Raw genomic sequence first — 11,295 nt, 5'->3', positions numbered from 1 at the left:
TGTGGTGCGCTAGTCTCGAGGGATCGTAGGTTCCTCGTGTTCCCGCCACTTCGGTTACCGTCTGCGATTGCTCTGATAGCGGACGGGAGCACCTTTCATGGTGCCAATTTCCTCTCCTCGTACGCACGCGCCGCGCCTGGCGTTCTGCACCAGGTCGGCCGTGCGGGGCAGCGTGGACGGGGCGTGGTGGCCCGGCAGCACCGACCTTGGTGCCGAGCTACCCGACGTGTTGGCCGTCTTCGGGTCGCGGATCGGTGAGGTTCGCCGGGTGGTGTACGACCCCAGCATCTGGCCGCCGACGCCGCGGCGGATCATCCGCAGGGGCGTCGCCATTTCCGTCGATCCGTACACGCTGGTGACGAGCGAAACCATCTATCTGATCGGCACGCATTCGCGCGACGCGGTGCTGTACGTCGTTCCGCCGTCGTGCGCCGTGGCCGTCGTCGATCACGTGCTCGGCGCCGTGGCGGATGCGACGGAGCCGATGAACGCGTTCGTGCTGCGCCACCTGCTCGGACAGTTCGCCACCGCGACCCAACCAGCAGGCGGCCGCAGGGCAGCCAAATCACCGGGGTAGCGGCTAGGCCAGTGCAGGCACCTTCTGTCCGGCGGTCTTCATCTCGGCGTACAGGTCGGTGTAGTACGGCAGGCACTCGGCCATCGCTTGCGCGGTGGTGAACAACGGCTTGTAACCGAGGTCGCGTTCGGCCTTGGCGATCGAGAAGTAGTTGTCCAGGTACACCCGTTCGACGGCAAGCGGTTCCAGCGGCGGCTTCGGTAGGCCGAAGCGGAAGTGCAGGCGCTGCCACACCGTCATGACGAAGCGGACGAGGCGGCCGGACACGCGGAACCGCGGCCAGCGTTCGCCGCATGCCTCGACCACCGGGCGGGAGAACTCGAACATGTTGATCGGTTCGCCATCGTTGATGAAGTACGCCTGGCCCGGTGCAGTCCCGCCGGGGACCAGGTGTTCACCGGCCAGGATGAAACCGTGAATCAGGTTGTGCACGTAGGAGTTGTCGAGTTTCGAGTGCTTGCTTCCGACGAGAACCTTGACGTGGCCTGCAAGCACGCTTTCGAACAGCTTGCGGAACATCGTCTGGTCGCCGCGGCCCCAGATGCCGCTGGGGCGGATCGAGCACGTCAGCATGCCGTCGACCCCGTTCTGGGCGAGCACGAACTTCTCTGCCGCGACCTTGGTCTCGGTGTAGAGATCGTTGAAACGCTGTGTGTAGGGCAATGTCTCATCGCCACCCGAGATCACCTGGCCGCCCATCACCACGCTGTTGGACGCGGTGTAGACGAAGCGTTTGACGCCCGCCGCCCGACCGGCGTGCACCAACTTCTCGGTGCCGCCGACGTTGACGTCGAAGCTGCGCCGGCGGTACTCGTCGGTGACCGACGCGCCGCCCAATAGTTCGATGATGGCCGCGGTGTGGAAGACGGTGTCGATGCCATCGACGGCCTTGGTGACGTCCTCGACGTCGGTGATGTCGCCGACCAGGGTCTGCAGCCTCGGATGTGGGGGCAGCGGTGACGGCGCACGGTCGAACGATCGGACCTCGTGGCCGCGGTCGAGAAGTTCCTTCACCAGGTTGGTACCGACGAAACCGGATCCTCCGGTCACCAGGACGCGGCCTAGGTCAGTGGTCAGCGTTGAGTCACCCATGGACGTGAAGCATACCGAAGAAAACTGTAACGTGTTCCAGTTGCTTCCGCTGAGGGACTGACTGGTTCCGTTCTCAACCTTCTTCGGCGTCCCGGGACGCAAGTGCCTGCTCGACCTTCTGGCGGGCGCCTGCGAGGTGCTCTTCGCAGCGTTTGGCCAGCTCCTCACCCCTTTCCCACAGCTTGAGGGAGGCGTCGAGGTCCAGTCCGCCCTGCTCGAGCGTGCGCACCACCTCGATCAGTTCGTCGCGTGCCTGTTCGTATCCCAATTGACTAATGGGCTTCATCTGACCCCTCGCTGAGCGTAGTGACGGCGCCGTCGGACACGCGGATCCGCAGCCGGGTGCCTGCCGGGGCGTCCTCAACCGACCGCAGCACCGGCATGGAATCCGACACGACCTGAACGACGGCGTAGCCGCGCGCCAGCGTCGCTGCCGGTCCCAGTGTGGCCAGCCGGGCCGACAGGTGCCCGACCCGATCGGTCTCCGACGCGATGAGGCGGGTGACGTCGCGGCGCGCGGCGGCACGGGCCCGATGGATCTCCTCCGCGCGCGCGGTCAGCGCAGCGAGCGGCTGTGCCAGCACCGGACGGCTGCGCAGCTGGCTCACCGTGTGCTGCTCGCGGTGCACCCAGTTGCGCAGGGCGCGGGCGCTGCGGCGGCACAGATCGGCGACGAGTGCCTGCTCGGCGGCGGCGTCGGGGACGATGCGCTTGGCGGCGTCGGTCGGCGTCGCGGCCCGCACGTCGGCGACCAGGTCGCACAGCGGGCTGTCGGGTTCGTGCCCGATGGCGCTCACCACGGGCGTGGTGCACGCGGCGATGGCGCGGCACAGCGTCTCGTCGGAGAATGGCAGCAGGTCTTCGACGCTGCCACCGCCCCTGGCCACCACTATGACGTCGACCTCCGGGTCGCCGTCGAGGTCGCGGAGCGCTTCGACGATCTGCGCAACGGCGTTGGGCCCCTGCACGATCGTGTTGCGGACGGCGAACCGCACCGCCGGCCAACGGGCCTCCGCGACGGACATCACGTCGCGCTCCGCGGCCGATGCGCGTCCGGTGATGAGGCCAATTGTGTTGGGCAGGAAGGGTATTGGCCGCTTCATTCGTGGGTCGAAGAGGCCCTCGGCGTCCAGCAGCCGGCGCAACCTGTCGATGCGGGCCAGCAGTTCGCCGAGGCCGACCGCGCGAATCTCGCTGACCCGCAACGAGAACGTGCCGCGGCCGGTATAGAAACTGGGCTTGCCGCACACCACGACCTGCGTGCCCTCGGCCAGCTTCACCGGCGCGTTGCGCACCAGGTCACGCGGACACGTCAGCGTCAACGACATGTCGGCGGCCGGGTCGCGCAGCACCATGAACACCGTCTTCGAATCCGGCCGGACGCTGAGCTGGGTCAGCTGGCCCTCCACCCACACGGTGCCGAGCTTGTCGATCCAGCCGGCGACCCGGATGGCGACCGCGCGGACGGGCCACGGGTTCTCCGCTGAGCTCGGCTGGGTCACTTCGCAGTCGCGCGGGTGATCCTGTTGGCCAGCAGCGTCTGGAACGGCGCGCGCGACTTCGTCGCACCCTCATAGGCCAGCAGTGCCTCGAGATCGGGCACCCGCAGCGACGGCAGCCGGGCGCGGAGCTGAGCGAGCGTCAGCGACTCGTAGTCCAGCTCGCCGACGATGTCGGGTGGATCGGCCTTGGCGAGCTTGGCCTCCTTGGCTGCGGGCTGCTCGGGCTCGCCCGTGCTGTACAGCGCGAACCGGCCCTCGGTCAGCCGTTCGCCGTTCGAGCGTGGCTCCGAGGAGTCCGGGGCGTCGCCGTCGTCCTCCTCGTCCTCGTCGAACGTCGCCCACTCGGGCTGCTCATCCTTGGGCGGGAACAGCTGCTCGAGGGTCTCGTCACCCTTGTTGACCAGGTCTGCGACGTCCTGCTGCATCTTCATGACGAGGTGCGCGACCTGGCTCGCGACCGTCATCGGGTACATCAGGATGGTCTGCGGCAGCTTGCGGGTTTCCTCGAGCGCGGTCGCGGCCGCTCCTACCAGCAGGCGGACCCCATACGGTGCAGTAGCCATGGGTGCAAGCCTACGGCTGGGCGATCCCCGGGGTGGGTCAGTACCCTTGGAGGCATGCCACCGACGATCAACATGGGCATCCCAGGTGCCGCCAGCTCGGTCGTCGACCCTGCGATCGGCAAGCGGGTGCTCCTCGCCGAGCCGCGAGGTTACTGCGCGGGCGTCGACCGCGCCGTCGAGACCGTCGAACGTGCGCTGGAGAAGCACGGTGCGCCGGTCTACGTCCGGCACGAAATCGTGCACAACCGGCACGTCGTCGAAACGCTCGCCAAGGCCGGCGCCGTCTTCGTCGAGGACAACGACGAGGTGCCCGAGGGCTCCATCGTGGTGTTCTCCGCACACGGCGTCGCACCGACCGTGCACGAGACCGCCGCGGCGCGCGACCTGAAGGTCATCGACGCCACGTGCCCGCTCGTCACGAAGGTGCACAACGAGGCCAAGCGCTTCGCGCGTGACGACTTCGACATCCTGCTGATCGGTCACGAGGGCCACGAAGAGGTCGTCGGCACGGCGGGTGAGGCACCCGATCACGTGCAGCTCGTCGACGGCCCCGAAGCAGTCGACCAGGTGACCGTGCGCGACGAGAACAAGGTGATCTGGCTGTCGCAGACCACGCTCAGCGTCGACGAGACCATGGAGACCGTGCAGCGGCTGCGGGAGCGCTTCCCGAAGCTGCAGGATCCGCCGAGCGACGACATCTGCTACGCCACCCAGAACCGTCAGGTCGCGGTCAAGGCGATGGCACCCGAGTGCGAGTTGGTCATCGTCGTCGGGTCACGCAACTCGTCGAACTCCGTGCGGCTGGTCGAGGTCGCGCTGAACGCCGGTTCGCAGACGTCGTACCTGGTGGACTACGCCGACGACATCGACCCGGCATGGCTGGACGGCGTGACGACCGTCGGCGTCACCTCCGGTGCCTCGGTGCCCGAGATCCTGGTGCGCGGCGTGTTGGAACGGCTGGCCGACTACGGCTTCGACTTCGTGCAGCCCGTCACCACGGCGAACGAGACGCTGGTGTTCGCGCTGCCGCGGGAGATCCGGCCCGCGCGGCGTTAGAGGTCGTACCGCCAGGAATCGGCGTCCGAATTGAGGCTGTGCCGCGGTTTCTTGCGGTTTTCGGTACGCGACTCGCCGTCATCGGTGCCGCGGTAGCGCACCCGCGACACCGGGTGGTACGCGTCGGATCCGGTGGAACCGCCCAGCCCGCTTCTGGGCCGAGGTTCGTAGGAGTCGTAGTCCTCCGGCGCCCGACGGCGCCGCTCCGGACGCTCCTGGCGCTGCGGGCGGTCATACCGATCTGACCGGTCATAGACGTCGCGCGGCTCGATGGGCGGCAGGTTCCGCCGCTCGCGCGCAGCCCGTGGTTCACGGCGCTCGCGCGGTTCACGGGGTTCGCGCGGTTCGGAGCTGCGGCTGCGTCGACGCGGTTCTGCCGGTGGATCGGTCGGCGCGGCTGCCGGCCGGGGCCGTCGCGGTCGGGCGACCGGCTCGATGATCTCCGTCTCCGGCGGGCGGGTGTGGCGCGAGCGGGACGCCCGGGTGGATCCGGTGGCCGCCCGCGGCTTGCGAGCCGGACGCTGCGGTGCATCTTCCTCCGCGGCGGCGGCGGCGGCGGCAGCGGCGCGGCTGGGGCGTTCGATCGTGTGTCGACGAGCACGCCGCGCCGATGTCTTGCCCTCGGTCGCGAGTGCTGCCGCGGCAGCCGAGCTGTCGGAAGCCGCCGCGTCGGGCGTCGCGGTGTCGTCGTCGTGCGCTGTCCGGCGGCCGGCCGCCATGCCCAGATACCAGCGGACCATCCCGATCAACAGAACGGCCGCCGAGGTGAAGAACATCAGCGGGAACCGTTCGATGAGCGGGTAGCCGCTGTTGATCAAGGTGTCCTTGATCCCGGTGAACGTGCCGCCGTGGAAGACGAAGTAGGCCGTGGGGACGAGGAAGAACAGGATCAACGGCGGCTGGATGACCGCAGTGAACACGCCCGATTGCCGCACGCCGAGCACTGCGAGCAGGCAGCCCGCGACGTAGCACACCGTGAAGACGGAGCTGAGAGTCTTGTCACCCGTGCCGGCGTCATACGCGAAGCCAACGGCGGCGGCCGTCGCGGCCAGCACCACCGCGCCCCACCATGGAACACCGGGTACGCGGGGCAGCACTGACTGGTGATCGGCCGCAACTGCCGACCGCGCACGCTGTCCTGACACGCTTAGACCGTACCGGCAATCTCCGGCGATGCGCTGCCAGCACGCTCTGGCGTGCCTGGGCAGGGCCCTAGACTGTCGAAACCGTGGGCTTAAATCTTGGAATCGTCGGACTGCCGAACGTCGGCAAGTCAACCTTGTTCAATGCGTTGACGCGAAACGACGTGTTGGCTGCGAACTATCCGTTCGCGACGATCGAGCCGAACGAGGGCGTGGTGGCACTGCCCGATCCGCGGCTGACCAAGCTGGCCGAGATCTTCGGCTCGGAGAAGATCGTGCCGGCGCCGGTGACGTTCGTCGACATCGCCGGCATCGTCAAGGGAGCGTCGGAGGGCGCCGGGCTTGGCAACAAGTTCCTGGCCAACATCCGCGAGTGTGACGCGATCTGTCAGGTGGTGCGGGTGTTCGCCGACGACGACGTCGTGCACGTCGACGGCAAGGTCGACCCGGCGTCCGACATCGAGGTCATCGAGACCGAGCTGATCCTCGCGGACATGCAGACGCTGGAGAAGGCCGTCCCGCGGTTGGAGAAGGAAGCGCGCAACAACAAGGACCGCAAGCCCGTGCACGAGGCGGCGGTGGCCGCGCAGCAGCTGCTCGACAGCGGCAAGACACTGTTCTCGGCGGGCGTCGACACGGGGCCGTTGCGGGAGCTCAACCTGCTGACCACCAAGCCGTTCCTGTATGCCTTCAATGCCGACGAGTCGGTGCTCACCGACGAGGCCCGCAAGGACGAGCTGCGTGCCATGGTGGCGCCCGCCGACGCGGTGTTCCTCGACGCCAAGATCGAGGCCGAGCTCCAAGAGCTCGACGACGAGTCCGCGGCCGAGCTGCTCGAGTCGATCGGCCAGACCGAGCGCGGCCTGGATGCGTTGGCGCGGGCGGGTTTTCACACGTTGAAGCTGCAGACGTACCTGACGGCAGGCCCGAAGGAGTCCCGGGCGTGGACCATCCACCAGGGCGACACGGCGCCCAAGGCGGCGGGCGTCATCCACACCGATTTCGAGAAGGGCTTCATCAAGGCGGAAGTCGTGTCGTTCGACGACCTGGTCGAGGCGGGCTCCATGGCCGCCGCCAAGTCCGCGGGCAAGGTCCGCATCGAAGGCAAGGACTACGTCATGGCCGACGGTGACGTGGTGGAGTTCCGCTTCAACGTGTAGCGGTCGTCGACTCTGCGGCTATGGCGATGTGCTCTCGCACTTTTGCGCCCTCACCGCAGAGTCAACGGTTGGGCGGCAGAGCGGCGGTTATTGACATGGTGGAGTAGCTGGCGGCTTAGCATTTCCTCGTGAGTTTCATCGTCCCGCCGGAGGACTATTCCCGCTTCATGGGCCGGTATGCCGCGCCGCTTGCGGAGGTCTTCGCGGCATTCGCCGGGATCACCATGGGGGACAAGGTGCTCGACGTCGGCTGCGGCCCGGGCGCGTTGACGGCGTTCCTGCTGTCAGCCGGAGCCGACGTCGCGGCGATCGATCCATCGCCTCCGTTCATCGACGCCCTCCGCGAGCGCTTCCCCGACGTCGACGCCCGGCGAGGCACCGCTGAGGAATTGCCATACGACAGTGCGTCATTCGATGCTGCTCTCGCCCAATTGGTGGTGCACTTCATGACGGATCCAGTGGGTGGCATCACCCAGATGGCACGCGTGACGCGGCCCGGCGGCGTCATCGCAGCCTGCGTGTGGGATGGGCCGACGGGTGCGCTGGCGCCTTTCTGGGATGCGGTTCACGTGATCGAACCCGAAGCGGAAGACGAAGCACTGCTGTCCGGGGCCGACAGGGGACACCTCACTCATCTCTTCGAAGCTGCCGGTCTACGCGAAGTGCGCGAAGACGCAATAACGGTCAATGTGGTGCATCCGACCTTCGACGAATGGTGGGAGCCGTACACGTTCGGTGTCGGGCCGGCCGGCGAGTACGTCCTGCGACTCGATGACGACGGTCGCGCACGCCTCAGAGCCGTGGCTCGCGAACGGCTGGGCAGCGGACCATTCACGGTTACCGCTCGCGCGTGGGCCGCCGCCGGGAAGGCGTAACCACACGTCCGAGCCAGACCCTTCCCGACTGGACAGGTGTCCAGCTATCGTGGGCCTACCAATCCGGACTGAGACGGGGGCTGACTTTGAGCAAGGTTCCGAGCCGTGCTGCGCGCCTGGCGCACGCCGCCAAGCACGCCGACCTCTGGAACGCGGGCAAGAAGGATGACTGGGTTGCGTCGTGGCGCACGATCTGTCCCGGCGACGTTCGCATGTACGACCCCGTCGGCACCGAGGAGAAGCAGGGCTTCGAGGCCGCGACGTCGGACGCCTACGACATGTTCCAGTCGATCCTCAAGATCAAGATGCTCACGGTCCAGGTCAACGGGAACGAGATGGCCTGGGTGTGCGAGAACTACTTCGGCACCGAGCCCAACGTACAAATGGCACACAGCATCGAGACGTTCGCGTGGGACGACGACGGAAACCTCCTCATCAAGACCTACTACCCGATGCCGGAATCCGTTGGGGCCGAGGCTGATCCGTACGCCCACCTATTGGAGGGACAGAAGTAGTACTACGGGCCCGGTTCGGGGTCAACCGCTTCGGCAGCCAACATCTGGTTGATCTCGGCCTGCCGGACCAGGAAGCTCTTCTCGTCGAGCTTCTTGCGGCGCATCCAGGTGGTCACTTCTGCATTGCACTTGCTGGCGTTGCACGAACGGCAGCTGGGCACCACGTTGGCGAGCGCGTATCGCCCGCCACGCGAGATGGCCAGCACGCAGTCCTTCTGCAGCGGCGTCCCGATCGCATTGCAGTACGCGCAACCACCCCACGCCGCCTTCAGCGCGGTCCACTGTGACTCGGTGAGGTCGTGCTCCTTCTGCGCCATGCGCCGCTTGCGTCGGCGCGCGTATCTGGCCGCGCGGACTGGGCTTCGAGACGGCACGGGCCGAGGCTAACCCAGTCCTGATGCCGTCAGGCGTAGCGACAGACGTGTCCGCTCATGATTTTGGCGCCGCCGCAAGGTCGTTGGCCGCCAGCGCCAGGATCTCGCCCGCGTGACTCACGGCGATGAAGTGGCCACCACCGCTGATCGGGTGCCAGACGGCGCCGGGCGTCTGATCCGCCACCGTCTCATTGATCACCTCGGGCACCAGCGTGTCGGCGTCGCCCTGCCAGAAGTGGATGGGGCGCCGTACTTCCGTGATGTCGAATGGCCACGCGTCGTAGAGGATCGTGGCATCGACGACGAGTCCGTCCGCACCGTGTCGGAAGCATTCTCGGCTTGCCGCCAGAAACGACGCCATGACCGTGTCGTCGGCCAGCACCTCCCGATCCGCCGCATTCACCGACTTCAATATCGCCTTCCCATAGCCTTCCTCGAAGTGCTTGGCGCTCATGCCAAGCACGTCGTACATCAGCTTGAAGCCGGGGCGGAAGTGCAGCGCCAAACGCCCACCCAGTGCGTCCGCCCTGCTTTGGTATTTCGCAGCCCAGTTCGGTCCGAACGTTCCGTAACTGGCACCGCCGATGCACGCGACATGGACGAGGCGTTCAGGGTCGAGGTAGGCGGCCGCCGCAAGCGCCCACGGTCCGCCCTCCGACCAGCCGGTGACCGCGAATTGGTGTGCACCGAAGGAGTCGGACAGCAGCAGGAGGTCGTCGGCCCAGCACTTGAAGGTCCGGTCCGGCTGTGGATCAGACGCTCCGATGCCGGGGCGGTCCGCGCAGACGAACCGCAAGCCATTGGCCTTCGCTTCGGAATCGAAGAGCTCGGCCTCGAGGCGGCTCGAAGGTCCGCCGTGGTTGTGCAGTACCAGCGCCCCACCCGGGTCACCGACTTCGAGATAGGTGACAGTCCGGGTGCCCACCCGGATATGTCCTTCTGCGGGCACGTGGACTCCTCGTACGCCTGGGCCGATGGCCGCGATTCTAGGTTCGTTCGTCAAACGCTCGGCTCGACTTGCGCAAACGGCCTAGGGTTCGGCGAATGGTAGGCCCATGTCTGCCGGTGCTCGGCGCGGTAGGCGAGGCCCATATTCGAGGCGGTGCTGGCGAACGATGATCGGTTCCCAAGCGCGATGTGTCGCTGCGTTTGCGACGTGCGTGGCAGTGTCGATCGCAAGCTGCTCGTCCACGACTGAGCCGACGACTTCGACCCCGGGCGCCACGACCACCACCGCGACCAGCTCCGCGTCGAAGGAATCGGCGCTGAAGACCATCGATCCCCAGGCGTTTCAGGCAGCCGTGGCGGCCGTCGCCGAAAAGCTTAAAGTCCCTGGGGCGATGGTGGTGCTGCGCACCCCGCAGGGCAACTTCAACGCGGCAGTCGGCACCACCGAACTCGGCAAGCAGACGTCGCCTGCGGCGAGCACTCATTTTCGGATCGCCTCGAACACCAAGACCATGACCGCGGCGATCATCGTGCTGCTCGCCCAGGATGGCAAGCTGAAGTTCAGTGACCCGGTATCCACGTACGTGCCCGACGTGCCGAATGGCGAGAACATCACCGTCGCACAGCTTTTGAAGATGCGCAGTGGGCTCTACGGTTACACCGGCGACCCTGGGCTCTCCGAGGCGATGGATGCCGACCCAGCACGGGTATGGACGCCGCAGGAGGTCTTGGCCATCGCGTTCCGGCATCCTCCGCAGTTCGCGCCCGACGCCGAATACGAGTACAGCAACACCAATTACGCGTTGCTGGGGCTCATCGCCGAGAAGATCGCAGGGCGGCCGTTGGCCCAGCAGTTTCGTGACCGGTTGTTCGGCCCGGTCGGCCTCACGCAGACGTCGCTGCCCGCCGTCGACGACACCTCGATCCCTGCTCCGTACTCACATGGCTACATGTACGGCGGCAGCCTCTACGCGCTCGCCGACGACCCGTACCCCGCCGACATGCAAGCCGCCGCAGAGGCCGGCACGTTGAAGCCGATCGACTACACAAACCAGAACTCCTCGTACGCCACTGCCGCCGGGGGAGGGATCTCGACGGCCGACGACCTGGCCACCTGGATGAAGGCGCTGGTGTCGGGCAACGTCTTCAACGTCGACTTCCACCAGCAGTGGTTGGCGAGCCCGCAGGCCGAAGATCCGGCGGCGCCCGACGGGCAGAAGTACGGGTATGGGATTTCGTATCAGCGATTCGGCCCGAACGCCGCCATGTTCTACCACGGTGGTGAAATGCCCGGCTTCAACTCCTTCATGGGCTACGACCCGGACAACGATGTGGCGCTTGTTATTTGGACCAACCTGACGCTCACTCCCGACGGCAGGACCACGGCGCAGGCGATGCTCGCGCCGATGCTCGACGAGATTTACACCGGGTTGAACCTGGTGCCGCCGTCGACTCCCACTACCACCAAGTAGGCGCACCGCGGTGCTGGCT

Annotated in this window: 13 protein-coding genes; 6 read left to right on the top strand and 7 right to left on the bottom strand. The window is 66.8% G+C overall.

From position 1 onward, the window contains the following. The first annotated feature begins 97 nt into the window (after positions 1-97). Positions 98-577: a DUF5994 family protein gene (locus tag N536_RS40740; protein WP_155948595.1), complete on the top strand. Its 480-nt coding sequence runs from the start codon at positions 98-100 to the stop codon at positions 575-577. A 3-nt stretch (positions 578-580) separates the two neighbouring features. Here the strand turns inward: N536_RS40740 and N536_RS0114305 are convergent, their stop codons facing one another. From N536_RS0114305 to N536_RS0114290, 4 genes are all read right to left on the bottom strand, one after another. Further along, positions 581-1,669, bottom strand: coding sequence for an NAD-dependent epimerase/dehydratase family protein (locus N536_RS0114305; protein ID WP_029114232.1), 1,089 nt, complete (start codon positions 1,667-1,669; stop codon positions 581-583). Between the two features lie 73 nt (positions 1,670-1,742). Next, positions 1,743-1,955: an exodeoxyribonuclease VII small subunit gene (locus N536_RS0114300; RefSeq protein WP_029114231.1), complete on the bottom strand. Its 213-nt coding sequence runs from the start codon at positions 1,953-1,955 to the stop codon at positions 1,743-1,745. Next, on the bottom strand, positions 1,942-3,171 hold the full coding sequence (gene xseA, locus N536_RS0114295) for an exodeoxyribonuclease VII large subunit (protein WP_029114230.1): 1,230 nt from the start codon (positions 3,169-3,171) through the stop codon (positions 1,942-1,944). The genes N536_RS0114300 and xseA overlap by 14 nt, the downstream gene beginning before the upstream one ends. Continuing rightward, a complete protein-coding gene (locus N536_RS0114290) occupies positions 3,168-3,734 on the bottom strand; it encodes a lipid droplet-associated protein (protein ID WP_029114229.1) in 567 nt (188 codons plus the stop codon). The genes xseA and N536_RS0114290 overlap by 4 nt, the downstream gene beginning before the upstream one ends. Before the next feature lie 54 nt (positions 3,735-3,788). Here N536_RS0114290 and N536_RS0114285 point away from each other — a divergent pair, with 54 nt between their 5' ends. Continuing rightward, positions 3,789-4,790 carry a 4-hydroxy-3-methylbut-2-enyl diphosphate reductase gene (locus tag N536_RS0114285; RefSeq protein WP_029114228.1) on the top strand — a complete coding sequence of 334 codons (1,002 nt, stop codon included), beginning with the start codon at positions 3,789-3,791 and terminating at the stop codon, positions 4,788-4,790. On the opposite strand, the gene N536_RS0114280 is transcribed toward N536_RS0114285, so the two are convergent. Next, the gene (locus N536_RS0114280) at positions 4,787-5,935 is read right to left on the bottom strand and encodes a DUF6542 domain-containing protein (protein ID WP_029114227.1); all 1,149 of its coding nucleotides are present in this window, start codon (positions 5,933-5,935) and stop codon (positions 4,787-4,789) included. The genes N536_RS0114285 and N536_RS0114280 overlap by 4 nt on opposite strands. A gap of 83 nt (positions 5,936-6,018) precedes the next feature. On the opposite strand from N536_RS0114280, the gene ychF reads away from it, so the two are divergent. The 3 genes from ychF (at position 6,019) to N536_RS0114265 (ending at position 8,482) form a co-directional block, all read left to right on the top strand. Next, entirely contained in the window at positions 6,019-7,092 is a 1,074-nt protein-coding gene (gene ychF / locus N536_RS0114275) for a redox-regulated ATPase YchF (protein ID WP_029114226.1), read from the top strand. A gap of 128 nt (positions 7,093-7,220) precedes the next feature. Further along, positions 7,221-7,967: a class I SAM-dependent methyltransferase gene (locus N536_RS0114270; RefSeq protein WP_029114225.1), complete on the top strand. Its 747-nt coding sequence runs from the start codon at positions 7,221-7,223 to the stop codon at positions 7,965-7,967. Between the two features lie 86 nt (positions 7,968-8,053). Next, the gene (locus N536_RS0114265; RefSeq protein ID WP_029114224.1) at positions 8,054-8,482 is read left to right on the top strand and encodes a hypothetical protein; all 429 of its coding nucleotides are present in this window, start codon (positions 8,054-8,056) and stop codon (positions 8,480-8,482) included. Between the two features lie 2 nt (positions 8,483-8,484). On the opposite strand, the gene N536_RS0114260 is transcribed toward N536_RS0114265, so the two are convergent. Together N536_RS0114260 and N536_RS0114255 are read right to left on the bottom strand one after the other, a co-directional pair. Then, the gene (locus tag N536_RS0114260; RefSeq protein WP_029114223.1) at positions 8,485-8,856 is read right to left on the bottom strand and encodes an HNH endonuclease; all 372 of its coding nucleotides are present in this window, start codon (positions 8,854-8,856) and stop codon (positions 8,485-8,487) included. A gap of 55 nt (positions 8,857-8,911) precedes the next feature. Further along, positions 8,912-9,805, bottom strand: coding sequence for an alpha/beta fold hydrolase (locus N536_RS0114255; protein ID WP_029114222.1), 894 nt, complete (start codon positions 9,803-9,805; stop codon positions 8,912-8,914). 166 nt (positions 9,806-9,971) lie between these two features. Between N536_RS0114255 and N536_RS0114250 the strand changes: the two genes are divergently transcribed. Beyond that, the gene (locus N536_RS0114250; RefSeq protein WP_036436409.1) at positions 9,972-11,276 is read left to right on the top strand and encodes a serine hydrolase; all 1,305 of its coding nucleotides are present in this window, start codon (positions 9,972-9,974) and stop codon (positions 11,274-11,276) included. Positions 11,277-11,295 lie beyond the last annotated feature (19 nt).

Source organism: Mycobacterium sp. URHB0044 (assembly GCF_000620625.1).
Classification (GTDB): domain Bacteria; phylum Actinomycetota; class Actinomycetes; order Mycobacteriales; family Mycobacteriaceae; genus Mycobacterium.
Note: the sequence above shows the minus strand (reverse complement) of the source record. Positions and strands in the feature narration are given on the sequence as shown.

Excerpts from the sequence above, each read along its gene's own strand:
- N536_RS0114300 (WP_029114231.1), bottom strand. The coding sequence starts at position 1,955 with ATGAAGCCCATTAGTCAATTGGGATACGAACAGGCACGCGACGAACTG.
- N536_RS0114305 (WP_029114232.1), bottom strand. The coding sequence starts at position 1,669 with ATGGGTGACTCAACGCTGACCACTGACCTAGGCCGCGTCCTGGTGACC.
- N536_RS0114290 (WP_029114229.1), bottom strand. The coding sequence starts at position 3,734 with ATGGCTACTGCACCGTATGGGGTCCGCCTGCTGGTAGGAGCGGCCGCG.
- N536_RS40740 (WP_155948595.1), top strand. The coding sequence starts at position 98 with ATGGTGCCAATTTCCTCTCCTCGTACGCACGCGCCGCGCCTGGCGTTC.
- N536_RS0114285 (WP_029114228.1), top strand. The coding sequence starts at position 3,789 with ATGCCACCGACGATCAACATGGGCATCCCAGGTGCCGCCAGCTCGGTC.
- N536_RS0114250 (WP_036436409.1), top strand. The coding sequence starts at position 9,972 with ATGATCGGTTCCCAAGCGCGATGTGTCGCTGCGTTTGCGACGTGCGTG.